Source organism: Acinetobacter sp. FY683 (assembly GCF_059515885.1).
Genome location: NZ_JCAKNA010000012.1, coordinates 63,925 through 86,926 on the forward strand (window position 1 = coordinate 63,925; position 23,002 = coordinate 86,926).

The 23,002-nt window shown below is 36.4% G+C and carries 24 protein-coding genes, 2 tRNA genes and 1 rRNA gene; 18 read left to right on the forward strand and 9 right to left on the reverse strand.

Annotation, left to right across the window (positions count from 1 at the left end; genetic code table 11):
- Positions 1–118 precede the first annotated feature (118 nt).
- A complete protein-coding gene (queG, locus tag AC5YDH_RS08410; RefSeq protein WP_496118506.1) occupies positions 119–1,219 on the reverse strand; it encodes a tRNA epoxyqueuosine(34) reductase QueG in 1,101 nt (366 codons plus the stop codon).
- Between the two features lie 22 nt (positions 1,220–1,241).
- On the opposite strand from queG, the gene AC5YDH_RS08415 reads away from it, so the two are divergent.
- Both AC5YDH_RS08415 and AC5YDH_RS08420 read left to right on the forward strand, forming a co-directional pair.
- Complete coding sequence (locus AC5YDH_RS08415) at positions 1,242–2,717, forward strand: NAD(P)H-hydrate dehydratase (protein WP_496118508.1); 1,476 nt, start codon at positions 1,242–1,244, stop codon at positions 2,715–2,717.
- 36 nt (positions 2,718–2,753) lie between these two features.
- The gene (locus AC5YDH_RS08420) at positions 2,754–3,086 is read left to right on the forward strand and encodes a hypothetical protein (protein WP_496118510.1); all 333 of its coding nucleotides are present in this window, start codon (positions 2,754–2,756) and stop codon (positions 3,084–3,086) included.
- Between the two features lie 25 nt (positions 3,087–3,111).
- Here the strand turns inward: AC5YDH_RS08420 and AC5YDH_RS08425 are convergent, their stop codons facing one another.
- Entirely contained in the window at positions 3,112–3,663 is a 552-nt protein-coding gene (locus AC5YDH_RS08425; RefSeq protein ID WP_496118511.1) for a hypothetical protein, read from the reverse strand.
- 146 nt (positions 3,664–3,809) lie between these two features.
- Positions 3,810–4,355 carry a crossover junction endodeoxyribonuclease RuvC gene (gene ruvC / locus AC5YDH_RS08430; RefSeq protein ID WP_496118513.1) on the reverse strand — a complete coding sequence of 182 codons (546 nt, stop codon included), beginning with the start codon at positions 4,353–4,355 and terminating at the stop codon, positions 3,810–3,812.
- A 299-nt stretch (positions 4,356–4,654) separates the two neighbouring features.
- On the opposite strand from ruvC, the gene AC5YDH_RS08435 reads away from it, so the two are divergent.
- The 3 genes from AC5YDH_RS08435 (at position 4,655) to AC5YDH_RS08445 (ending at position 6,502) form a co-directional block, all read left to right on the forward strand.
- On the forward strand, positions 4,655–5,248 hold the full coding sequence (locus tag AC5YDH_RS08435) for an FxsA family protein (RefSeq protein WP_496118515.1): 594 nt from the start codon (positions 4,655–4,657) through the stop codon (positions 5,246–5,248).
- A gap of 153 nt (positions 5,249–5,401) precedes the next feature.
- Positions 5,402–5,698, forward strand: coding sequence for a hypothetical protein (locus AC5YDH_RS08440; protein WP_496118517.1), 297 nt, complete (start codon positions 5,402–5,404; stop codon positions 5,696–5,698).
- A gap of 168 nt (positions 5,699–5,866) precedes the next feature.
- Complete coding sequence (locus tag AC5YDH_RS08445; RefSeq protein ID WP_496118519.1) at positions 5,867–6,502, forward strand: LysE family transporter; 636 nt, start codon at positions 5,867–5,869, stop codon at positions 6,500–6,502.
- On the opposite strand, the gene AC5YDH_RS08450 is transcribed toward AC5YDH_RS08445, so the two are convergent.
- Positions 6,499–6,681 (reverse strand): hypothetical protein, encoded by a 183-nt coding sequence (locus AC5YDH_RS08450; protein WP_496118521.1) that lies wholly within the window; start codon positions 6,679–6,681, stop codon positions 6,499–6,501. The two genes, AC5YDH_RS08445 and AC5YDH_RS08450, sit on opposite strands and share 4 nt — an antisense overlap.
- A gap of 478 nt (positions 6,682–7,159) precedes the next feature.
- Positions 7,160–8,326: a methionine adenosyltransferase gene (gene metK / locus AC5YDH_RS08455; RefSeq protein WP_496118523.1), complete on the reverse strand. Its 1,167-nt coding sequence runs from the start codon at positions 8,324–8,326 to the stop codon at positions 7,160–7,162.
- A gap of 386 nt (positions 8,327–8,712) precedes the next feature.
- Here metK and tkt point away from each other — a divergent pair, with 386 nt between their 5' ends.
- The gene (tkt, locus tag AC5YDH_RS08460) at positions 8,713–10,701 is read left to right on the forward strand and encodes a transketolase (RefSeq protein WP_496118525.1); all 1,989 of its coding nucleotides are present in this window, start codon (positions 8,713–8,715) and stop codon (positions 10,699–10,701) included.
- Between the two features lie 45 nt (positions 10,702–10,746).
- Here the strand turns inward: tkt and AC5YDH_RS08465 are convergent, their stop codons facing one another.
- Positions 10,747–11,334, reverse strand: coding sequence for a hypothetical protein (locus AC5YDH_RS08465; protein ID WP_496118527.1), 588 nt, complete (start codon positions 11,332–11,334; stop codon positions 10,747–10,749).
- 201 nt (positions 11,335–11,535) lie between these two features.
- On the opposite strand from AC5YDH_RS08465, the gene AC5YDH_RS08470 reads away from it, so the two are divergent.
- From AC5YDH_RS08470 to trpB, 3 genes are all read left to right on the forward strand, one after another.
- The gene (locus AC5YDH_RS08470) at positions 11,536–11,751 is read left to right on the forward strand and encodes a hypothetical protein (RefSeq protein WP_496118529.1); all 216 of its coding nucleotides are present in this window, start codon (positions 11,536–11,538) and stop codon (positions 11,749–11,751) included.
- A 260-nt stretch (positions 11,752–12,011) separates the two neighbouring features.
- Positions 12,012–13,199, forward strand: coding sequence for a vWA domain-containing protein (locus tag AC5YDH_RS08475; protein WP_496118530.1), 1,188 nt, complete (start codon positions 12,012–12,014; stop codon positions 13,197–13,199).
- 110 nt (positions 13,200–13,309) lie between these two features.
- Complete coding sequence (gene trpB, locus AC5YDH_RS08480; RefSeq protein ID WP_496118532.1) at positions 13,310–14,518, forward strand: tryptophan synthase subunit beta; 1,209 nt, start codon at positions 13,310–13,312, stop codon at positions 14,516–14,518.
- A 124-nt stretch (positions 14,519–14,642) separates the two neighbouring features.
- Here the strand turns inward: trpB and AC5YDH_RS08485 are convergent, their stop codons facing one another.
- From AC5YDH_RS08485 to AC5YDH_RS08495, 3 genes are all read right to left on the reverse strand, one after another.
- Positions 14,643–15,077 (reverse strand): CBS domain-containing protein, encoded by a 435-nt coding sequence (locus tag AC5YDH_RS08485; RefSeq protein ID WP_496118533.1) that lies wholly within the window; start codon positions 15,075–15,077, stop codon positions 14,643–14,645.
- A 138-nt stretch (positions 15,078–15,215) separates the two neighbouring features.
- On the reverse strand, positions 15,216–15,590 hold the full coding sequence (locus tag AC5YDH_RS08490; RefSeq protein WP_496118535.1) for a DUF2750 domain-containing protein: 375 nt from the start codon (positions 15,588–15,590) through the stop codon (positions 15,216–15,218).
- Between the two features lie 127 nt (positions 15,591–15,717).
- Positions 15,718–15,951 (reverse strand): hypothetical protein, encoded by a 234-nt coding sequence (locus tag AC5YDH_RS08495; RefSeq protein WP_496118536.1) that lies wholly within the window; start codon positions 15,949–15,951, stop codon positions 15,718–15,720.
- A gap of 223 nt (positions 15,952–16,174) precedes the next feature.
- Here AC5YDH_RS08495 and AC5YDH_RS08500 point away from each other — a divergent pair, with 223 nt between their 5' ends.
- From AC5YDH_RS08500 to AC5YDH_RS08540, 9 genes are all read left to right on the forward strand, one after another.
- A complete protein-coding gene (locus tag AC5YDH_RS08500) occupies positions 16,175–16,534 on the forward strand; it encodes a hypothetical protein (RefSeq protein WP_496118538.1) in 360 nt (119 codons plus the stop codon).
- 106 nt (positions 16,535–16,640) lie between these two features.
- Entirely contained in the window at positions 16,641–16,964 is a 324-nt protein-coding gene (locus AC5YDH_RS08505; protein WP_496118540.1) for a hypothetical protein, read from the forward strand.
- Positions 16,965–17,068: 104 nt separating this feature from the next.
- The gene (ftsY, locus tag AC5YDH_RS08510; RefSeq protein WP_496118542.1) at positions 17,069–18,160 is read left to right on the forward strand and encodes a signal recognition particle-docking protein FtsY; all 1,092 of its coding nucleotides are present in this window, start codon (positions 17,069–17,071) and stop codon (positions 18,158–18,160) included.
- 187 nt (positions 18,161–18,347) lie between these two features.
- On the forward strand, positions 18,348–19,034 hold the full coding sequence (locus AC5YDH_RS08515) for a nitroreductase family protein (RefSeq protein ID WP_496118543.1): 687 nt from the start codon (positions 18,348–18,350) through the stop codon (positions 19,032–19,034).
- A gap of 193 nt (positions 19,035–19,227) precedes the next feature.
- Positions 19,228–19,821, forward strand: a complete 594-nt coding sequence (locus tag AC5YDH_RS08520; protein WP_496118545.1) for a nitroreductase family protein — start codon at positions 19,228–19,230, stop codon at positions 19,819–19,821.
- Between the two features lie 132 nt (positions 19,822–19,953).
- Positions 19,954–20,601 (forward strand): DUF2057 family protein, encoded by a 648-nt coding sequence (locus AC5YDH_RS08525; protein ID WP_496118547.1) that lies wholly within the window; start codon positions 19,954–19,956, stop codon positions 20,599–20,601.
- A 438-nt stretch (positions 20,602–21,039) separates the two neighbouring features.
- Positions 21,040–22,577 (forward strand): 16S ribosomal RNA (locus AC5YDH_RS08530).
- 61 nt (positions 22,578–22,638) lie between these two features.
- Positions 22,639–22,715 (forward strand) — tRNA-Ile (locus AC5YDH_RS08535).
- A 60-nt stretch (positions 22,716–22,775) separates the two neighbouring features.
- A tRNA-Ala gene (locus AC5YDH_RS08540) sits at positions 22,776–22,851 on the forward strand.
- Positions 22,852–23,002 lie beyond the last annotated feature (151 nt).

Here is a 23,002-nt window from a genome sequence, read left to right on the forward strand (position 1 = left end):
TCTTTAATTTTAATTTTGCTGTGATTGTGATTGTATGTTTCGCATATATTGCAAACTTAGCTTTTAAGTGGAAAGGTGGTTTTATTCTTATAGTTTTTGAATATCGATGAATAAAAAATCAAATATTGTATTGCTTTGTTTGCTGTTCTTGAATTGCCCAATCAATATGGACTTGCACAATATCATCATGCTGTAGTTTACTTTTTTCTAAACTATCGATAATTGCTTGATTAAATGGTGCGTTACCTAAGCCAATTGCAATATTTCGCATAAAACTTTGATAGCCTGTTCTACGTAACGGACTACCTTCAGTTTTAGCTAAAAAGGTTGCTTCATCCCACTGCCATAATTCAAGTAAAGAAGCTTTATCTAAACCATTTCGAGGTTTGAAATCTTCAATAGGCGTTGTTTTTGCAAAGCCATTCCATGGGCAGATGAGTTGGCAATCATCACATCCAAATACGCGGTTGCCTATGCCACGGCGTAATTCTTCTGGAATAATGCCCTGATACTCAATCGTGAGGTAAGCAATACATTTGAGTGCATCAAGCATATAAGGTTCTACAATGGCTTGAGTTGGGCAAATATCAATACATGCAGTACAAGAACCACAATGTTTTGTAGTAGGCAAATCAAAGGGTAAATCGAGCGATGTAAACAATTCACCTAAAACAAAAAATGAGCCTGATTTTTTATGAATAAGAAGAGTATGTTTACCTGTCCATCCCATTCCAGCATTTTCAGCTAAAGATTTTTCAAAGATAGGCGCAGAATCTGCAAAAGGACGAGATTCAAAATCTCCCACTTTTTCACGAATGCGAGAAGCTAAAGTTTTTAAGCGACCCCGCATGGTTTTATGATAATCACGTCCACGTGCATAGCGCGCGATAATGGCAGAGTTTGGTTCATTGGGTACATAACGAGGCTTTGGTGATTCAACCAAATAGTTCATACGCACACAAATGATGCTTTTGGTATTCGGGACTAAGAGTGTTGGATTGGCACGTTTCTCTAAATTTTCTGCTAAAAAGTGCATATCCGCATGATAACCACGATCTAAATATTCTTGTAAACGTGGTAATTCTTCTTGAGCATCTGGACGTGCAATGACACAATCAGCAAAGCCAAGTTCTAAAGCTTGAGCTTTAATCCACGCCTTAAGCGCTTCAGGATCCTGTTGATTGACAGGAATTTTTTGACTGGCTGTGGATGATGTCATAATGAAATAAGAAGGAATAACAATGCATCAGCAAGTTTATCATAGCTACGATATACAAGCATGGGAACAGCGTTGGTTTGCTCGTCAAAATAGTTCTTATGGCTTAATGCAACAAGTTGCTTGGTCAATTTCACAGCGTCTTATATCTTTGTTTAATCACCATCAAGTTTCAAGTGTTGCTGTGTGTTGTGGGCAGGGGAATAACGCAGGCGATGGTTATTTGGTTGCTAAATATTTAAAACTCCAAGGAATTGATGTTGATATTTATACTGCTGAATTAGGTGATTCACAAGATTTACATCGTGCATATAAAGAAGCAAAAGAAGAGAAGATCAAAATAATATCAGGTTTTAGTTTTCAACATAAATATGACTGTTTTGTAGATGCTTTATTTGGTATTGGATTAAACCGTCAATTAGATGAAAAATGGCAAGAAGTGATTCATAGCATTAATGCTCAAAATGCTCTTAAAATTGCAATTGATATTCCTAGTGGTTTACAAGCCAATACAGGTCAGCCTTTGCCTTGCGCAGTGAAAGCAGATTACACCTTTACTGTTTTGGCATTAAAAGCAGGGTTATTTACAGGAAAAGCTAAGGAATATACAGGTGAAATAGACACTATTTCTCTTATTCCTTTAGATTCAAAAATTCATCCAATTGCTCAACTAGCATCAACCAATATCCATTTACCTGCACGCAAAGCTTTTGGGCATAAAGGCAGTTATGGTCATGTTTTAGTTGTGGGTGGGCATGCTGAAATGGGCGGTGCTGTTATTATGGCGGCTGAATCTGCCTTTGCGGCAGGTGCCGGAAAAGTGACAGTAGTTTGTGATGTACGGCATCATGTGGCTATTTTGGCACGATCACCAAATATTATGCTTAAAGATATAAATAGCCTAAGCATTATTGAGATTAAAAATTTACTTAGCCAAATTGATACTGTTTGTTTTGGCATGGGTTTAGGGCGTGATGAATGGGCTAAAAATCAATATAATTTGTGGTTTGATTTACTTTTGAAATCAAATTTAGACATTGTATTAGATGCCGATGCTTTGTGGTTTTTGGCGGAAAATCCACAACAGATGAATGATAAAGTTTTTTTAACGCCACATCCTGGCGAAGCTGCAAAACTTTTAAATTGCCAGGTTTTAGATATTGAAAAAGATCGAATAAAAGCCATTCATTCACTAAAAGAAAAATATAGTGGACAATGGTTGCTTAAAGGCTCAGGGAGTCTAATTTTAGAAAACAATAAACTCTGGATTTGTACTGCTGGAAATTCGGGCATGGGAACAGGTGGAATGGGGGATGTTTTATCGGGAATGGCCGCAAGTTTAAAAGCACAGTTTGATAGTGAAATTACCTTACATGAAATTGTAACTTTGCATGCTATTGCAGGGGATCGTTTAGCTGAAAATGGAATGTGTGGTATTCAGGCGTTTAATATGCCTAAGGCAATTTATGAAACGATAAATCGAAAAGTTAATACAAAGTAATTACATTGTAATCTAAATTTTATGGCGTGAAGAATAATGGATAAGTATGCGATTGTTTTGTTGGTGATTTTGTTGTGTATTGCACTGATTATGTATACACAAATGGATGGAGATTCATCCAAAAAACAATCATTTAAACAAATTATTCAAAACACTTTTCCTCAATTTTCTGTAATTGAGCGAAATGGAACAATGATGATTTGTGAGATTGATCATCGAAATGAGCTAGATGAACTGGTTTTTATCCGTATAGATTCTAATCAGCAAAAAAATATTCGCTTTAGTGGCAGAATACTGATCGCCACTTATCCTAAGCAACCCTCTATACGAGAAATGAAAAAAGATTTTGCACAACATTTAAAGTTATAAGTGCTCATAAATTTAGAAGCTGGAGTTATTCAATACCTAGTTTTAACTTTTCTGAATTTACTTTGGATTTAAAAGCTTCAAAGACTTCCCCTTGTTGGCTTAATAATCCCTTTGTTTTGATAAGTGATTCAGTTTCTCCATTGGCGGTTCGTATTTTTATAGTTGCCTCTTGAGCACTGATAATTCTGTCAATAATGTCGTAATGTGCATAATGATTTTGCATACTTAACTTATTACTACCATCTAAATTTTCACTTAATATTGTTCCTTTTTCAGTATTTAAAATTATTTCTTGTCCATCAATAAGAATAGATGCGGAGCTAATATTGACATGTGATTGTGCAACATGACTTCTTAATTGTAATTTTTTAGGTTCACTAGAATTCCATTTAGGGGTGACAACAGCACACATTTTTTTCAAACAGGCATTTTTTTTAGGCTCTATAAAGACAACAGTATTTACGCCATATTTTACAATTTGTGGAGCTTCATAATTTTGAAGATAAATTCCAGAATGAGCATAACTTGAAATAATGAAAGGCGTTGAAAGCAGTGCTAATAAAAAGAGATGTTTCATTTTATTTATCCTGACAGATTCAATTTTATTTTTATGTTTGAATGTTTATGCTATCAGGTTTTAATCTCTATAAATTATTACTTTATTTTTCAAGAATTTTTACCTTCATGTATTCATAAATGAAGGCAATTTTATGTGATTTAAGATTATCTACGGCGGCTAGAGCTTCTACTTCGACCACGTGCCATTCCGCCAAGAGCATTTAAAACTGCAAGTTTACTCATGCTGCCAGAGGCATGTGCGTGACAAATTGCAGCAGCTAAAGCATCGGCAGCATCGGCTTGAGGTTTAATACTTAAATCGAGAAGTTTCATCACCATCATTTGAACTTGTTCTTTATCTGCAGCGCCATAACCAACGACAGATTGCTTGATTTGGCGTGCTGTATATTCCGCAACTTTTAAATCCAAATTGGTAAGGGCGGCAATGGCAGCCCCTCTAGCTTGACCTAGTTTTAAAGCGGAATCTGGGTTTTGTGCCATAAAAACTTGTTCTACAGCTGCTTCGGTAGGACCATGGAATTTAACAATACGATCAATTCCAGCAAAAATTCGCTTTAATCGCTCAGGCATTTCTGTTATTTCAGTACGAATTGTTCCTGCATCAATAAAGCGGAGCTTTGAACCTTCATGTTCAATAATACCGTAGCCTGTAAGGCGAGAACCTGGGTCAATACCAATAATTAATGCCATGAATTTATAAGGATAATATAAGGATGTAATATGAATATTATAATAAGGGCAATGAATATGGTATGTATTTTCATAAAAGCTTGAAGTAAAGAATAATTCTTGAGCTGATCTGAACTTTTTGCTGCTTTAAATATTAGATTTTTTAAATTATTTAAAAAAAATAGGTCATGATTTAATTTAAACCCTTTAAAAATTTTAGAATGCCCATATTGTTATAAAAACGCATCAAAAAAGCTTGATAGTAGTTAAGCAGTTGATCGGTAAACTTTATTTATTTTATTGAGATCAGATTAATTTTCATGAAATTATTTCTTATTGTATTAGCAGGCTTAATTCTAGAAGTTTTGGTATGGATTGGCGTAGGTGACCTAGTTGGCAGTATGTGGTATGTCTTCTTCTGGTTTGTTGCTGCATTTTTTATTGGCTTGAATATGATCCGTAAATATTCAGCTGGTGTAATGCCACAGATGCAACAAATGCAAATGGGGCAGATGGGCGCAGATCCTGCTTTAACAGGAAATTTACCTAAAATTATTGCTGGTTTTTTATTGATGATTCCAGGTTTAATTACAGATGTGATAGCTGTACTTATTTTAATTCCTGGTGTGCAAAATATCTTTAAGCAAGCGATGATGAACGCCATGATGAAACGTCAACAAGCCATGATGAATAAAATGATGGGTGGCATGATGGGCGATATGAATGGTATGGGCGGTGCTCAAGGTCAAAATCCTTTTGCAGATATGATGCGCCAGATGCAAGATATGCAGAATCATCAAGGTGGTCATGATTCTACAATTATTGAAGGTGAGGCGCGTGAAGTTACACCTGATGCAAAAAAAATTGGCATGAAAGATGTTAAAGATGTAAACAATTTCAAAGATGTTAATTAATTGTAAGTAGAAAGTTTATAATACTTAAAGTATATGAAAGTCCAGCTTAGCAAAGTTGGGCTTTTTTTTAGTGTTAAATTTGATTTATAGGATATTGTATTTACCAGTTTTATGTATATATTAAATAGTATAAAAGATAAAGGGGGAGGCATTGTGTTGACAAATAATAATCTATCATGGGGACATGGTATTTACAGTATTGGGGCTAATTATTTAACAAGTGTTTTGGAGAATATGCTACAAAACCAATGTGATAGCGTTAAGTTTGGAGAAACTGGAAGGGGGATATCACCGCATTACCAAATGGAAAGTGATAATGTTAAGATCACATTTAATGGTCTTAATCATAAGCGACATGAGTATGATGTGTTTGATGAAAAAAATATTTCGGTGAAATTTAACCAAGATGATATTAGGGAAGCAATTCGAGTTGCTAACCTTATAAATTAAAATATGCTGTAAAAAAGGGACGTTTAAGTTTCTTTTTTACAGTCCTAGACAGAGCTTGGCATTAATAATTTTGGTTTAATCATACTATTTTTAAAAATTATAATTAATTAAACGATTGTTGGTACAGCTAGCATTATAATGCTTAGAACCTATTTGCTTTGATAGAAAATGTCTTTATTAATCACGATTTGCTTACTTCACTTTATTGCTCAATTAAGTCCAGGTCCCGATGTTTTACTTATTGCAAAAAGTGCAGCATCTACAACACGTACAAATACATTAAAAATTATTTTAGGTATTTCTGTGGGTATTGTGGTTTGGGTAGTTTTAACATTACTCGGCTTTACAGTATTAATACAACAGTTTCCATGGATTCAACAGGTTTTAATGTTTATCGGGAGTTTATTTTTAGCAAAAATGGGCTGGGCGATGTTGCGAGGTGGTTTAAAGTTACTTAAAGAAAAAGTACAAATAACAGAAGAGATGGTTGTAGAAAAGAAGAAAGAAAATTACTTTTTATTGGGACTGTTTACGAATCTTGCGAATCCTAAAACATTAATTTATTTTAGTAGTGTATTTTCCTTAGCATTAAGTGCAAATGCCGGAGCGTATTTAAAATCTCAATTGGCTTTCATTATTCCTATTCAAACCTTTATTACATTTGTAATCTTAATGATGATTGTATCGCAACCTAAAATTAAAGATGCTTATCAGCGAGCAGGTGCATATATCGATGTATTATCGGGCTGTTTATTTTTAATATTCGCAATTGTGCTGTGCTATGAAGCTTTTGCTATGTTTTAATCACTTTTTTGTTTAGATTTCAAATGCTCTAAAGATGAGGGAACAATGGTTTCCTCTTTTTTTTGTGTATTCCTATATGTATTTGGCTGTAATGTTGTTTCGGTGTTTTCTGAGCCAAGGTATTTGCGACTTCGATTTGCTCTTTCTCTTAAACCACCTTTCTTAATTAACTGAATCATATTTAGCTCCTTTACAGTGGTGGATTGTACACCTAAATTCTAAACTGACATATTTGTGTTGTTATGTAAAAATTAATAAATGAAACTTGATGATTAATTAATAATCAAATATTGTTATTGAACACAGCTAGTTAAACTGTGTAATAAAAATAAAAAAAGAAAATAAAGAGAGTGAGGAGGTTCTATGTTATCTACACAGTATCGTTGTGGCTGCTGTAATCAAGCGGTTACGGCGTCAGAAAAAGAATGTCAAAATTGTGGTTCACATAATATTAGAAGCCCTTATGGTTTTTGGATTTTTTGTTCGATAACTTGTTTGGTGCTTGTCGTTATTCTTAAAATGACGCAATTATATTTTACAGATCACAGAGAAATACCAATAACACACAGTATTGTGCAAATCATTAGTGATAAGCACAAATAAATATGAAATAAAAAAGCCTGCATAAATGCAGGCTTTTTCTAGAAAATCTAAAGATTAAAGACCAGCAGCAGCTTTTAGTGCTTCAGCTTTATCTGTTTTTTCCCATGTAAATGCAGTATCTGAACCTTCGCGGCCGAAGTGACCGTAAGAAGCAGTTTGTTGATACATTGGTTGAATAAGATCAAGCATGCGCGTAATGCCGTATGGGCGTAAATCGAAATGTTCACGAACCAAGGCAATAATCAAATCTTCAGATACTTTAGCAGTATTGAATGTATTGATTGAAATAGAAGTAGGCTCAGCAACACCAATTGCATAAGACACTTGAATTTCGCATTTATCAGCAAGACCTGCAGCAACAATATTTTTTGCTACATAACGACCTGCATAAGCAGCAGAACGGTCAACTTTTGATGGATCTTTACCAGAGAATGCACCACCGCCATGACGTGCCATACCACCGTAAGTATCTACAATGATTTTACGACCTGTTAAACCACAATCACCTACAGGGCCACCAATTACGAACATACCTGTTGGGTTGATATGGAATTTAGTCTCTGCATGGAACATTTCAGCAGGAATCACTTTTTTCACAATTTCTTCAATTACAGCTTCTTTTAATTGAGACTGAGTAATAGAAGGATCATGTTGTGTTGAAAGTACAACAGCATCTAAGCGTACAGGTTTACCATTTTCGTATGCAAAAGTGACTTGGCTTTTTGCATCTGGACGTAACCAAGAAAGTGTACCTTGTTTACGTAGCTCAGCTTGTTTTTCCATTAAACGGTGTGCGTATGAAATAGGCGCAGGCATAAGCACATCAGTTTCACGACTTGCGTAACCGAACATTAAACCTTGGTCACCAGCACCTTGATCTTCAGGTTTTTGGCGGTCTACACCTTGTGCGATTTCTGGTGATTGTTTACCAATCATATTTAGAACGGCACAAGTAGAGCCATCAAAGCCAAGATCTGAATGGTGGTAACCAATACCGTTTACAGTATTACGAACAATTGCTTCAAAGTCGACATTCGCAGTTGTTGTGATTTCACCAGCAAGTACTACCGCACCCGTTTTTACAAGCGTTTCACATGCAACACGTGCATACGGGTCTTCTTTTAAGATTGCATCCAGAATTGCATCACTAATTTGGTCAGCCATTTTATCAGGATGGCCTTCGCTTACAGATTCTGAAGTAAATACAGCGTACTCGCGCATAAGTCCTAACACAGTTAAATTCTAAAGTTGCAATATAGTACAACTTCTTTACATTGTGGACTAGTTTAACTTATCGAAAAGTATTGAAATTGATCTAATATTTAATCAATTTAATTGATATTGTAATTTGTAATACTGATAAATAATAAAAATATTGTATTTCTGCGTAATCATTACTTTTATTAATAGGAATAAAGTAAAGCATGCTAAAAAATTTAAAAATGACTTTTATGCTAAAAAATAGGCTGTTTTTTAATCTTTTGTGTATCTAATGGATAAATGTTGTTTATCACACTTTACGCTAGGGTATTTTTTTAAGACAATAGACCTATCTTTGAATTTATATTCATTTTAACTTATTTAAACGCTATATCTGGATACTACCTATGACAACCCCGCTTAATGAACGTCGTATTGCAAATGCAATTCGTGTATTGGCAATGGATGCTGTGCAAAAAGCAAACTCAGGACATCCTGGCGCTCCAATGGGGATGGCAGATATCGCTGACGTAGTTTGGCGTGAATTTTTAAATCATAATCCATCAAACCCACAATGGGCTAACCGTGACCGTTTCGTATTGTCTAATGGTCATGGTTCAATGCTTCATTATGCATTGTTACATTTGACGGGTTATGACCTTTCTATTGAAGATTTAAAATCTTTCCGTCAATTACACTCTAAAACTCCAGGTCATCCAGAATTAGGCTATGCACCAGGTATTGAAACGACAACTGGTCCTTTAGGTCAAGGTATTGCAAATGCTGTTGGTTTTGCACTTGCTGAAAAAACATTAGCAGCTCAATTCAACAAAGATGATATTAAAGTTGTTGATCATTTCACTTACTGCTTCCTTGGTGATGGTTGCTTAATGGAAGGTGTTTCACATGAAGCATGTTCATTAGCCGGTACTTTAGGTCTTGGTAAATTGGTTGCTTACTACGATGACAACGGTATTTCAATTGATGGTGAAGTGGAAGGTTGGTTCTCTGACGATACAGAACAACGCTTCTTAGCTTACGGTTGGCAAGTTCTTAAAGTTGATGGTCATGATAACGATGCTTTGCGTGCTGCAACTTTGGAAGCAAAAGCTGAAACGACTAAACCAACCATCATTATTTGCAAAACAATTATTGGTTTAGGCTCTCCAAACAAACAAGGTAAAGAAGATTGTCACGGTGCTCCATTAGGTAACGATGAAATTTCTTTAACACGTAAAGCATTAGGTTGGGCAGAAGAAGCATTTGAAATTCCTGCTGATATTTATGCAGCATGGGATGCTAAAGAGAAAGGTAAACATGCAGAAGCAGAATGGGATAAAACATTCGCTGCGTATGCTGAAAAATACCCAACAGAAGCTGCAGAGTTAAAACGCCGTTTATCTGGTGATTTACCTGCTGACTTTGTTGCAACTGCAGATGCTTATATTGCTGAAGTAAATGCAAAAGCAGAAACAATTGCTACACGTAAAGCAAGTCAAAATGCAATTCAAGCATTTGCACCACAACTTCCAGAAATTCTAGGTGGCTCTGCAGACTTAGCTGGTTCTAACCTTACACTTTGGAAAGGTGCTCAAGGCGTTCAGGAAAATGCTGCTGGTAACTACGTTCACTATGGTGTACGTGAGTTTGGTATGACTGCAATTGCAAATGGTGTTGCACTTCATGGTGGCTTCATTCCTTACGTTGCAACATTCCTTATGTTTATGGAATATGCGCGTAATGCAGTACGTATGTCTGCATTGATGAAACAACGTGTGATTCATGTATATACACATGACTCAATCGGTCTTGGTGAAGATGGTCCAACACATCAACCTGTTGAGCAAATCGCATCTTTACGTGGTACACCAAACTTAAATACATGGCGTCCATGTGACACTGTAGAGGCTTCTATTTCGTGGAAGTCTGCATTGTTACGTTCTGAAGGTCCAACAGCATTAATTTTCTCTCGTCAAAACTTACCATTCCAAACCCGTACAGATGCTCAAATTGCTGATGTTGCGAAAGGTGGTTATGTTCTTGCGAAAGAAAAAGGTGAATTAAAAGCAATTATTATTGCAACAGGTTCGGAAGTTTCACTTGCAATGGAAGCTCATGCACAACTTGAAGGTGTGCGTGTTGTTTCTATGCCGTGTGCTGAAGAATTTGTTAAGCAAGACACGGCTTACCGTGAAGCTGTTCTACCTGCTGCCATTCGTGCACGTGTAGCTGTTGAAGCTGCACATGTAGATTACTGGTGGAAATTTGTTGGTTTAGATGGTCGCGTAATTGGTATGACAACTTACGGTGAATCTGCGCCTGCGAAAGATTTATACCAACACTTTGGTATTACAACTGAAGCTGTGGTAGCGGCTGTAAAAGAAATTACTGCTTAATATTTTAAGCATGAAATAAAAAACCGCCTCAATTGAGGCGGTTTTTTATTTTGGTAATTCATTGACTATTTTATTAGAAAAAGCATCTACATCCATTATCTCATGTTCAGGTTTACCTTTTCCTGCTAAGTCTCTAAATATTTTCCCGAAAGTACCTTGGTTGCCAATACCAATATATTTTTCCGATTTATAATTTGCAAGTTCTACATTGTGGGCTGTAATCGTAGCATTATATTGAAGTTCACCAGAGGCATAATTACCTACAAGTACCTCTTTACCAACTCTAGAAAAACCTTCGCCCATAAATACACGTTTGTGATTAATTTCTAAATTTAAATGAATTGGCATGACTGTGTTTTCATCAGCAAGCATATTTTTTTCTTTTAATTTACTTTCAATTTTTTCTTTATAAAGAGTTGTCATACTTTCCTGATTTAAATATTTAGGTCGTTCCATACGACTTGTTAAATTTACTCTTAAATCATTAATTTTATACAGTCGAGGTTGAATGTTTTCAACCGTTTCAGTGCTTTTATACGGTTTGTAAAATTGAGTTGGCTTAGAGTGAGTTGTCATGCTAATTGATGAAAGAACTAAGGCAGTTGAAAAGATAATTTTTTGATTAAACTTCATTTAAGACTTCTTTTATGTGGTAGTAGAGAAATATTGGCACATTATTGTTGAGTTTATAGTCATTATCTCGTATTTCAAGCGCAGTTTATATCATTTGAAATCATTGAAACACAGAACACGTTGCAGTTTTTATCAATAGGTATATAGTGTGCCCATTCATTCGGTAGTAAATGCTGTTTAAATGCGATAAGTGAGGAAATTATGAGCCTGTATGATCAAATAAATGATGAAATCGTATTAATGGATGCTGGTGAGCAAAAGTGGATTGGGCAAGATTTAGAACTTGAAGCTATGGTAGCAGTAGAATTAATGCTACAAGATTTGCAAGAAGAGAAAGTTCTGAAAGTGCGCCGTAAAAACCATGAAAAGCAAACTGGAAACAAGCTTGTAGATAGAATTTTAGTTGAAAAGCTGTAATGGATCATTCAAAGCCCCAAATTATGGGGCTTTTTATATGTTGATATAAAGATTTCTCCTCATATTTTATATCGTATAAAAATAATTCAAACTTAATCATCATTTATTTCTTGTCAAAATTTACTTCATTTTTGAAGTGAAGATGACAGGCTCGTCTATGAATCTCGCTTTACTCATAATCGGCATTTAATGATAATACAAAGAGAATTATTGCAAATATGCAATTATAGTTTAGGTTGAATAAAAGGAATAAGCTCATCATGTTTGTAAGATTGTTCTATACATTAAGAAAATATGGTGTGCCTGTTTCAACACGCGAGTTAATAGATTTAAATCAGGCTGTAGCAGAAGGTCTAGTATTTGCGAATCAAGAGGAATTTTATCAACTTGCTAAAACCATCATGGTTAAAGATGAGCGTTATTTCGATAAATTTGACCGTGCGATGAAAGATTATTTTGATGGAATTTCAACATTCGATTTAGATGATTTACTTAATCAAGTTCATAAACTCCCAAAAGATTGGTTCGATTTAGAACTGATAGAAAAGCATTTAACGCCTGAACAACGTGAAGAATTGAAAAAAGCAGGCTCACTTGAAGAATTGATGAAAATGCTTGAAGAGCGTTTACGCGAGCAACATAAAAAGCATCAAGGTGGTAACAAGATGATTGGCACGGGTGGTACATCACCATTTGGTGCTTATGGGGATCATCCTGAAGGTGTGCGTATTGGTGGACCTGGACGTAAACGCTCTGCTGTAAAAGTATGGGAGCAACGCCAATATCGGAATTTAGATGATGAGCAGATTCTTGGTACACGCCAAATGCAAATGGCATTACGTCGTTTGCGTAAATTTGCCCGTCAAGGTGCAGCCGAAGAGCTTGATATTGATGGCACGATTCGTGAAACTGCAAAGCAGGGTATTTTGGATGTTCAACTTGTACCTGAGCGTCGCAACCGTATTAAGGTCTTAATGTTGTTTGATATTGGTGGATCTATGGATTCGCATATCGCTCAGTGTGAAAAGTTATTTAGTGCCGCTAAAACGGAATTTAAAACTCTTGAATATTTCTATTTTCATAACTGTTTATATGACTATGTGTGGAAAGATAATATTCGTCGATCATCTTCACGTATGAATACATGGGATTTGTTTAATACTTATGGGCGAGATTACCGTGTCATTGTCGTTGGTGATGCAAGTATGGCACCTTATGAACTACAATCTATAGGTGGCTCGGTTGAATATATGAATGATGAAGCAGGGCATGTTTGGCTACAGCGTTTGCGTCAGCATTTTGAAAAAACAGCTTGGTTAAATCCTGAAGAAGAAAGTTATTGGCAATATACACAGACCATTGGACTTATTAAGCAAATTTTTGAAGATAAGATGTATCCAATGACGCTCAAAGGTGTTGAAGATCTAACAAAATATCTTGCCCGCTGATTCCAAACATTTATACGTGGTTTTATCTAGAGTGATTAGAGATTTTCTCAAAATCGTTTTATGATAAAACCACTTTTTTATTGATATACATTGAAAGTTTAAGGATCGTTATGGATCATCAAATTAATGGCATTGCTTTGCCAAATGAAGATGGATTTTTTGGTAATTACGGTGGTCAATTTATTCCGCCTGATTTGAAACAAGCAATGGATGATATTAACGTTGCCTATCAAGAAATTCGTAAAACTCCCGAATTTCAAAATGAATTAAATGAATTATTTGCACATTATGTGGGGCGTCCAAGTCCATTGTTCCATGCAAAGCGTTTATCTGAAAAATTGGGCGGTGCTCAAATTTATCTAAAGCGTGAAGATTTAAACCATACGGGTGCACACAAAATTAACCATTGTTTAGGTGAAGCATTGCTTGCTAAATACATGGGTAAAACTAAAGTGATTGCAGAAACAGGTGCAGGTCAACATGGCGTGGCATTGGCAACAGCGTGTGCACTTGTGGGTATTCCATGTGAAATTCACATGGGGCAAGTAGATATTGAAAAAGAACATCCAAATGTTGTGAAAATGAAAATTTTGGGTGCAAATTTAATTTCTGTAACGCGTGGCACAGCAACTTTAAAAGATGCTGTGGATAGTGCTTTTGATGAATATTTAAAAGATCCGAAAAACTTCATTTATGCGATTGGCTCAGTGGTTGGTCCACATCCTTTCCCAATGATGGTGCGTGATTTCCAATCTATTATTGGTGATGAAATTAAAGTTCAAACCAATGAGCGTTTTGGTGCAAATCCTGACTATGTTGTTGCATGTGTGGGTGGTGGTTCAAATGCCGTTGGTGCATTTACTGCATTTTTGAATGAGCCAAATGTAAAGCTGGTGGGTGTGGAACCCGCTGGTCATGGGCTTGATACAAATATGCATTCAGCGACTTTGACGTTAGGTAAGCCAAGTCAAATTCATGGTATGGCATGTTATGTTCTTGAAGATGAGCAAGGTGAACCTTTACCTGTGCATTCAATTGCATCTGGTTTGGATTATCCAGGTGTGGGGCCTCAGCATAGTTTATTAAAAGATTTGGGTCGTGTTGAATATACAACGGCAACAGATCAGGAATGTTTAGATGCTTTTATGACACTTTCACGTGTAGAAGGTATTGTGCCTGCACTAGAAAGCTCACATGCAGTAGCATGGGCAATTCGTGAAGCAGGGAAGTTGCCTAAAGATGTAAAAATTGTTGTAAATGTATCGGGTCGTGGTGATAAAGACTCTGACTACGTTGCAGATAAATTGGGTTTGAATTAAGTTTTGACGTTAAAAAGCCCTGAAAGTTTCGGGGCTTTTTAATATGTTGTTTCATGCATCTTAAGCAAGTGACACAGTAGGAATCATTTACTGATAATGAAAACAGGTTATTTTGAACAAATAATCAACCCGAAATATATTGCTGTAACTGATCAATTAACTTTTTCTGGTCATCCATTGCTGTTTTAACCAAATCCCCAATTGAAATGAGACCAATGAGCTTTTCATTTTCAACAACAGGTAAATGACGTAAATGCTTATCTGTCATTAATTTTAGACATTCTTTCACGGTTGTAGTTGTCTCTACTGTTAAAACTTTGGCAGTCATAATTTCACTAACAGTTGTATCTTTAGAGGTACGTTCCATAAGTATAACTTTGCGTGTGTAATCACGCTCAGACAGAATACCTACAACTTTGTCGTTATCATCAGTTACAACAAGTGCACCAATACCTTTTTCAGCCATGAGTTTAATTGCTTCAAGTACGGTTGCATTTGGTTTTACGGTATATATAGCAATATTACCTTTATCTTTTAAAACATGTGCTACATTGCTCATTAAAATTTATCCTCTTCTCATTGTTCTTGTGGTTTACTTCAACTTAACGTGAAATCTTATAAATACAAAGACATTTATCGTCAGAAATTGTGAATATTAAATATGCCCTTGTATTGTTTATATAAGCATTTAATGTTGCTACGCAAGTAATTTATCTGGATTGTTGAAGAAAAAATATTTCATTAGTTGCGAGCTAAATTTAAATTTTTGATGGTTCGAGTCGTATAGCGTTGGCGTTACATTTAAGCGGGCTAGCGTAGGTAATAGGGATTTTTGGAAGTCCTCAGGTGGAATTCTACGTGGTATGTAATTTGGCCAATTTTTTTGAGAATGTATTTGTGCTTGTGAGCAGCTTAGCCAAAAGGGGAAGATATGATGTTCTTGGTCGGACGTCATTGCCCAACCCTCATGATATAAACCCCAAAGTACGCCACAATACATCATCGATTTTAAAATAGTGATTTTTAGAAAAAAATCTTTGGGTAAAGGATCTAATTGATTCACCTTGTACATAATCATTCTTAGTTGTTTGTTTGACTATATTGTAAAGGCTACTAATGACAGTATTGTTTAAGCTTTGCGTAAAATCGTAAAATTATATGAAAAAGGTAATAAAAAACGCCACCTAAGTGACGTTTCATTATGCTTGCATGGTGGCTAGGTTTTGCCAGAATTGCGCTTTAAGTGAATCACGTTCTACGCGGAAACCTTGATAGTAAAGTTCTGCTAAAAACATTGCCGCTTTACCATGCCCAGCTCGTGCTGCACCTTCCAATTGTGAGACTGCTTCTGAAAAGTTCATTTCGTATTGGATTGTATTTACCGCATCTGCGTAAACATGTTCTAAGTCTTGTTGAGAGAATTGTTGAATCATATATAACTCCTTATTGTAATTATGTTCAAACTATAAAGACCAATCTTGAGTCTTTAGATATTTTTAACACTCTATTATTAAACTATTATTACAAATTGCTTGAATTGTCAATCAAATAACCTTGAAAGTCATATTAATTTAGGTTTAAATGATTAAATAATAATCGTATGTGTGATGTATGAACGATTTATTAAGTAATTATTACAAAAAAAGAGGAATAAAAATGGCACCAACAATAGATGGACTTTCTTTAGATTTACCGCCAATTAAAGCTCAAGTTATCGGTTTAGCACAATTACATCGAAAACAATTAGATGAGGCGATTTATCATAACGAATTACGTTTGGGGGATTTTTGTCTTGCACAAAGAAAACGTGTTTATGATTATACGCGTGAATTAAATGTTGAGCAGCGAGCAGAGTTTTATCAAACCTATAATGATGAATTACAGCGTTTAGCGATAGACGAGAATCCACATCATCATGAAGATGAAAATTCAACTTATGTCAAAATGATGTGCGGTGTATTGTTGATTGTTGCTGTTGTCTTATATTTTGTTTTCCTAGCACCAGTTTTACATTAAATATGGTTTCGGGCTCAATTTTAGCTAGAAATATAGATAGAATTGAGCTGAATACCTTGAGAATAATATAAGACAACCATAAACTACCTCTTAATCGAGGTAAGTCATGTACAGTAAAATTCAAAAAATTAAGCAATTTTATGCTCAGTTAAGGCTTGAGCAAATTTATAATGCATTCATTATCTTTATTATTTCAATTATTTTGCTACTTTCGACAGTTGCTTTGTATCGTCCTATAGATACAGATAGATTTCAGCAAATTAGAATGATAGCTAGTCAACCGATATATCCTGAAAGCCAAGAAATGGCAGAGCGTCTATTACAGCACCCTAAAATTATTTTTGGTCAATATCTTCGCCTAATGCATGCTCATCAAGTGGAAGTTGGTAAAGCAACTGAGCTTCCTGCTTTGTCTATTGAGGATCGATAGGGCTTATCTTTGGGTAAATCTATGTAAATCAATACAACGTAAAACTATATGGTTTATGCTAGACTTTCATTTTTATTTTAATGCAGTGTTTTTAGGGATTCGGCATGCAACAGCAATCTAATGGGCAGAGTAAGTTTTTAATTGATGCTGACATCGGTGATGACGATGTTACTTTACCGAATTTACCTTCAATTAATGTGCCTATTGTTGAAAAAGTGCCAACAGTAGAAAGTGTTTCGACAGAAGTTGCACAAGAAGAAGCAAAGGCAAAAGGTGGTTTCTTTAGCCGAATGAAAAACGGCTTAACCAAAACACGTAAAAACCTTGCCGATGGTATGGTTAATATTCTCATTGGTGGTAAAGAAATTGATGATGAGTTATTAGAAGAAGTTGAAGAGCAGTTGCTTGTTGCTGATATTGGTGTAGAAGCAACGAAAACGATTATTGCAAACTTAACGGAACGTACAAATCGTGGAGATTTGATTTACTCGCACTCTTTATATAAAGCATTGCAAGAAGAATTAGTTGCTTTATTAGAGCCACGTGTAAAACCAATGCATATCGATCCTAACAAATCGCCGTATGTAATTTTGGTAGTGGGTGTAAATGGGGTTGGTAAAACAACAACCATTGGTAAATTAGCAAAACGACTTCAAGGCGAAGGTAAAAAAGTAATGCTTGCGGCGGGGGATACTTTCCGTGCAGCGGCAACTGAACAACTTCAAATTTGGGGTGAGCGTAATGATGTTGCTGTTGTTGCACAAGGTCATGGTGCAGATAGTGCTTCTGTTATTTTTGATGCTTTTGAAAGTGCGCGTGCAAAAGGGGTAGATGTTCTGATTGCAGATACTGCTGGACGCTTGCATAACAAAGGTCATCTTATGCAAGAACTTACTAAAGTTAAGCGTGTGATGCAAAAAAGTGATGCTACAGCACCACATGAAGTGATGTTGGTTGTAGATGCAGGTACTGGGCAAAATGCAATTAATCAAGTTGAAATGTTTGATGAAGCAGTTGGCTTAACAGGTATTACGATTACTAAGTTGGATGGTACGGCAAAAGGTGGTGTATTATTTAATATCGCAAGTCGTACACATGTGCCTATTCGCTTTATTGGGGTGGGTGAAAAGATTGATGATTTACGTCCATTTTCAGCTAAATCATTTGTGGCAGCACTATTTGAAACAGATAAATAAAAAATATTTATTTTTAAATAGATTGTTGGTTACATCACATAAACTCCGCTAAATGCGGAGTTTATTGTTTTTGAGCTAAGTAACTGTTTTAAAAAACATCAGTCGCAAGTTTTATAGATAAGTAATTGAAAATAAAGTTATTACAATAAAGATTATATTCATGCCGATTTTTGGGGAAAAGAAGGTAATGGCATTATTAGATAAAATTGGTCATGTTTTAACGTCGGATATTACAAAAGACTTTAAGTTGAAGAAGAAAAACAATGAATCTGAAGATACGCTTACGTTTATTGATCAGCTTAAAAAGCGACGGAATGTTAATCGACTAGGTAATAAGATTCGCTTTAGCCAAACTTATATTACTGAACTTATTCAAGAGTCTGTGCGTAGCTGTCCTTCGGCACATAACTCACAAAGTACTCGTGTTGTGGTTTTGTATGGGAAATCACATTCTAAATTTTGGGGTATTGTGAGAGATATGCAACGTAAAATAGTTCCAGATCATATATTTGCAGGTATTGCAGTTAAAATTGATCAGAGCTTAAAGGCGTATGGGACTGTTTTATTTTATGAGGATCAGTCTGTAATTAAGAAATTACAAAAGAAACGCCCTTTTGATGCGGATGAATTTCCAATCTGGTCTGAACAAACCTCTGGAATGGCACAATTCGCCGTATGGACAGCATTGGCAGATTCAGACATGGGTGCTTCCATATTGCATTACAATCCAATTATTGATGAGGATGTTGCACAGGCTTTTGATATTGATACCAATTGGAAGTTGCGAGCTCAACTTGTATTTGGTTCTATTGAGCAAGAAGTGGATGAAAAACTACATATAGACTATCAACAACAATTTAAGATTTTTTATTAATTTGAATGAGTAATCGAGGTGCATATAATTGATATTTTATGTGCCTCATTATCATAGTTAAATGTTTAAATATTGATAGATTGTTCTATTAATAAAACACAATGTAATGAAATTGGGTATTTATCTAAAAATTAAAAACAATAAAATATGTTTAACGAATAAAGCTTGATCTTAAGATCAAAGAGGAACTTTAATGTCATTTTTAAAACATATAGAAAAACGCCGTACAATTTATGCAATTGGAAAAAATTTAGAACAAACAGATGTAGAAATTGAAGAAATAATTCAACAAGCAGTACGCTTAAGTCCATCATCATTTAACTCACAAACTTCACGTGTGGTGACATTGTTTGGTGAGTCGCATGCTAAATTTTGGAATATTACGTTAGAAACTTTACGTAAAATTGTACCTGTTGATGCATTTGCACCAACAGAAGCTAAAATTCAAAGCTTTGCTGCAGGTAAGGGTACGGTCTTATTTTATGAAGATCAGGCTGTAGTTAAAGGTTTACAAGAAAACTTTGTAGCGTATGCAGATAACTTTCCAATTTGGTCTGAACATTCGACAGCAATTGCACAGTTTGCTGTATGGACAGCGTTAGCAGAACAAAATATTGGTGCATCATTGCAACATTACAATCCAATTGTTGATGCGGAAGTTGCAGAAACATTTGATATTCCAGCGCATTGGAAGTTACGTGCCCAGCTTGTATTTGGTTCTATCGAAGCGCCTGCAGGTGAAAAAGCATTTATGGATGATGCAGAACGTTTTAAATCATTTAAGTAGTATTACTTAATCGGAAAAGAGTGCTAAGGCACTCTTTTTTTATTTAAAAATAAAGTGATTCATCATTGTAATGAAAGTGTCATTAAGCTCATTCATAGTTTCGACAAACTTAAAATGATGAGATATGTATTAATGAAAAAAAGATGGTCTGTTTTTGCAACTTTACTCATGATGAATATACCTGCATTTGCTGCAATTACATTAACTACACCAGAAGAAATTAAAGTCGCGGCGATTAATGGGCAGGAAGTGAATAGTGGTATCTTTAGCTCTAAGAAAAATTCACATCAATTAAAAGTAGGTGAAAATGTAATTTCTGTAAGATATACCCAATATTTTGAAGAAAATAAAAATATTGGAACTCATGAAATTATTCGATCAAATATCGTAAATATTAAAACGCCATTATTAGATGATAATCAGAATTACGTTTTATCACTTATAGATAATCCACAAAATGTAGATGCAGCTCGAGATTATGCAAAGCAACCAATATTTGGTTTATATAATAGTAAGAATCAATTATTGGTAAAACAACAGGGTGCTAAGTCATCAAATTTGGGAGTTGTGAGTAATTTATTTGTTGAAGGTGAATTAGCAGGTAGAAATCAAGTAATTTCACAACCATCACCTGAATACACTGCTCAAGCGAATCTGAACTCTTCAAAAAATGAAGAACGGTCAAATTTAAATATACAAGATCAACGCTTAATTCAGATTTGGAAAAAATCTACAAAAGCGGAAAAACAAAAGTTTATGACTTGGCTTGCAGAGCAATAAATAATAACGATATGAAAAGCCACAGATGATGTGGTTTTTTTATATAAAGACATTGATGTGGATATTTTTTGGTCGATTTTAACGGTGGTTTTGCCTTAATTTGGATATTTTGTATGAAAAGTAATCATGTGAATGGATTTTTATGATTTTATTTGAAAAAGGGGTTGCTCTTGTTTTGAAACTGTATAGAATACGCAGCACACGAACGCAATGCATGAAACGAAACGTTAAGTGGTTGGGTTGGTCTTAAAGCTGACGAGGCTTTAAGAAGATCATTAAGAGATTATGAAGAACAACTTGTGTGGATTTTTACTGGTTGATCAATCGAAATTATTTTCATTGATTTAATGGTAGAAATTACTCGAAGTTTATTTGAGAAATATTTGTCAGAAAATTGATGAGCCAAGATTGGTACCCTTTAAAGGTACTACTGATTTTAAACTGAAGAGTTTGATCATGGCTCAGATTGAACGCTGGCGGCAGGCTTAACACATGCAAGTCGAGCGGGAATAGGTAGCTTGCTACTGATTTCTAGCGGCGGACGGGTGAGTAATGCTTAGGAATCTGCCTATTAGTGGGGGACAACAGTTGGAAACGGCTGCTAATACCGCATACGCCCTACGGGGGAAAGCAGGGGATCTTCGGACCTTGCGCTAATAGATGAGCCTAAGTCAGATTAGCTAGTTGGTGGGGTAAAGGCCTACCAAGGCGACGATCTGTAGCGGGTCTGAGAGGATGATCCGCCACACTGGGACTGAGACACGGCCCAGACTCCTACGGGAGGCAGCAGTGGGGAATATTGGACAATGGGGGGAACCCTGATCCAGCCATGCCGCGTGTGTGAAGAAGGCCTTTTGGTTGTAAAGCACTTTAAGCGAGGAGGAGGAGCTCTAGATTAATACTCTAGATGCTTGGACGTTACTCGCAGAATAAGCACCGGCTAACTCTGTGCCAGCAGCCGCGGTAATACAGAGGGTGCGAGCGTTAATCGGATTTACTGGGCGTAAAGCGTACGTAGGCGGCTTTTTAAGTCGGATGTGAAATCCCTGAGCTTAACTTAGGAATTGCATTCGATACTGGGAAGCTAGAGTATGGGAGAGGATGGTAGAATTCCAGGTGTAGCGGTGAAATGCGTAGAGATCTGGAGGAATACCGATGGCGAAGGCAGCCATCTGGCCTAATACTGACGCTGAGGTACGAAAGCATGGGGAGCAAACAGGATTAGATACCCTGGTAGTCCATGCCGTAAACGATGTCTACTAGCCGTTGGGGCCTTTGAGGCTTTAGTGGCGCAGCTAACGCGATAAGTAGACCGCCTGGGGAGTACGGTCGCAAGACTAAAACTCAAATGAATTGACGGGGGCCCGCACAAGCGGTGGAGCATGTGGTTTAATTCGATGCAACGCGAAGAACCTTACCTGGTCTTGACATAGTAAGAACTTTCCAGAGATGGATTGGTGCCTTCGGGAGCTTACATACAGGTGCTGCATGGCTGTCGTCAGCTCGTGTCGTGAGATGTTGGGTTAAGTCCCGCAACGAGCGCAACCCTTTTCCTTATTTGCCAGCACTTCGGGTGGGAACTTTAAGGATACTGCCAGTGACAAACTGGAGGAAGGCGGGGACGACGTCAAGTCATCATGGCCCTTACGACCAGGGCTACACACGTGCTACAATGGTCGGTACAAAGGGTTGCTACCTCGCGAGAGGATGCTAATCTCAAAAAGCCGATCGTAGTCCGGATCGCAGTCTGCAACTCGACTGCGTGAAGTCGGAATCGCTAGTAATCGCGGATCAGAATGCCGCGGTGAATACGTTCCCGGGCCTTGTACACACCGCCCGTCACACCATGGGAGTTTGTTGCACCAGAAGTAGGTAGTCTAACCGCAAGGAGGACGCTTACCACGGTGTGGCCGACGACTGGGGTGAAGTCGTAACAAGGTAGCCGTAGGGGAACCTGCGGCTGGATCACCTCCTTAACGAAAGATTGACGATTGGTAAGAATCCACAACAAGTTGTTCTTCATGAAGATGTATCTGAGGGTCTGTAGCTCAGTTGGTTAGAGCACACGCTTGATAAGCGTGGGGTCACAAGTTCAAGTCTTGTCAGACCCACCAAATCTGATTACCTAAGCAATTAGTACAGAACACAGAGACATCGAATCTATATGATAAGCTGGGGACTTAGCTTAGTTGGTAGAGCGCCTGCTTTGCACGCAGGAGGTCAGGAGTTCGACTCTCCTAGTCTCCACCATACATTAAAATAAGTTGCTAGATTATAGAATTTAGTAAAAGAGATCGAAGATCTTGTTTATTAAGTTCTGTGATTTATCACAGCGTCTAGACCTGACGAAGGCTAGATTAATCATTAACAGAATATATTTGAGTTGAAATAATTTGTTCAT

Excerpts from the sequence above, each read along its gene's own strand:
- queG (WP_496118506.1), bottom strand. The coding sequence starts at position 1,219 with ATGACATCATCCACAGCCAGTCAAAAAATTCCTGTCAATCAACAGGAT.
- AC5YDH_RS08415 (WP_496118508.1), top strand. The coding sequence starts at position 1,242 with ATGCATCAGCAAGTTTATCATAGCTACGATATACAAGCATGGGAACAG.
- AC5YDH_RS08420 (WP_496118510.1), top strand. The coding sequence starts at position 2,754 with ATGGATAAGTATGCGATTGTTTTGTTGGTGATTTTGTTGTGTATTGCA.
- AC5YDH_RS08425 (WP_496118511.1), bottom strand. The coding sequence starts at position 3,663 with ATGAAACATCTCTTTTTATTAGCACTGCTTTCAACGCCTTTCATTATT.
- ruvC (WP_496118513.1), bottom strand. The coding sequence starts at position 4,355 with ATGGCATTAATTATTGGTATTGACCCAGGTTCTCGCCTTACAGGCTAC.
- AC5YDH_RS08435 (WP_496118515.1), top strand. The coding sequence starts at position 4,655 with ATGAAATTATTTCTTATTGTATTAGCAGGCTTAATTCTAGAAGTTTTG.
- AC5YDH_RS08445 (WP_496118519.1), top strand. The coding sequence starts at position 5,867 with ATGTCTTTATTAATCACGATTTGCTTACTTCACTTTATTGCTCAATTA.
- AC5YDH_RS08450 (WP_496118521.1), bottom strand. The coding sequence starts at position 6,681 with ATGATTCAGTTAATTAAGAAAGGTGGTTTAAGAGAAAGAGCAAATCGA.
- metK (WP_496118523.1), bottom strand. The coding sequence starts at position 8,326 with ATGCGCGAGTACGCTGTATTTACTTCAGAATCTGTAAGCGAAGGCCAT.
- tkt (WP_496118525.1), top strand. The coding sequence starts at position 8,713 with ATGACAACCCCGCTTAATGAACGTCGTATTGCAAATGCAATTCGTGTA.
- AC5YDH_RS08465 (WP_496118527.1), bottom strand. The coding sequence starts at position 11,334 with ATGAAGTTTAATCAAAAAATTATCTTTTCAACTGCCTTAGTTCTTTCA.
- AC5YDH_RS08470 (WP_496118529.1), top strand. The coding sequence starts at position 11,536 with ATGAGCCTGTATGATCAAATAAATGATGAAATCGTATTAATGGATGCT.
- AC5YDH_RS08475 (WP_496118530.1), top strand. The coding sequence starts at position 12,012 with ATGTTTGTAAGATTGTTCTATACATTAAGAAAATATGGTGTGCCTGTT.
- trpB (WP_496118532.1), top strand. The coding sequence starts at position 13,310 with ATGGATCATCAAATTAATGGCATTGCTTTGCCAAATGAAGATGGATTT.
- AC5YDH_RS08485 (WP_496118533.1), bottom strand. The coding sequence starts at position 15,077 with ATGAGCAATGTAGCACATGTTTTAAAAGATAAAGGTAATATTGCTATA.
- AC5YDH_RS08490 (WP_496118535.1), bottom strand. The coding sequence starts at position 15,590 with ATGTACAAGGTGAATCAATTAGATCCTTTACCCAAAGATTTTTTTCTA.
- AC5YDH_RS08495 (WP_496118536.1), bottom strand. The coding sequence starts at position 15,951 with ATGATTCAACAATTCTCTCAACAAGACTTAGAACATGTTTACGCAGAT.
- AC5YDH_RS08500 (WP_496118538.1), top strand. The coding sequence starts at position 16,175 with ATGGCACCAACAATAGATGGACTTTCTTTAGATTTACCGCCAATTAAA.
- AC5YDH_RS08505 (WP_496118540.1), top strand. The coding sequence starts at position 16,641 with ATGTACAGTAAAATTCAAAAAATTAAGCAATTTTATGCTCAGTTAAGG.
- ftsY (WP_496118542.1), top strand. The coding sequence starts at position 17,069 with ATGCAACAGCAATCTAATGGGCAGAGTAAGTTTTTAATTGATGCTGAC.
- AC5YDH_RS08515 (WP_496118543.1), top strand. The coding sequence starts at position 18,348 with ATGGCATTATTAGATAAAATTGGTCATGTTTTAACGTCGGATATTACA.
- AC5YDH_RS08520 (WP_496118545.1), top strand. The coding sequence starts at position 19,228 with ATGTCATTTTTAAAACATATAGAAAAACGCCGTACAATTTATGCAATT.
- AC5YDH_RS08525 (WP_496118547.1), top strand. The coding sequence starts at position 19,954 with ATGAAAAAAAGATGGTCTGTTTTTGCAACTTTACTCATGATGAATATA.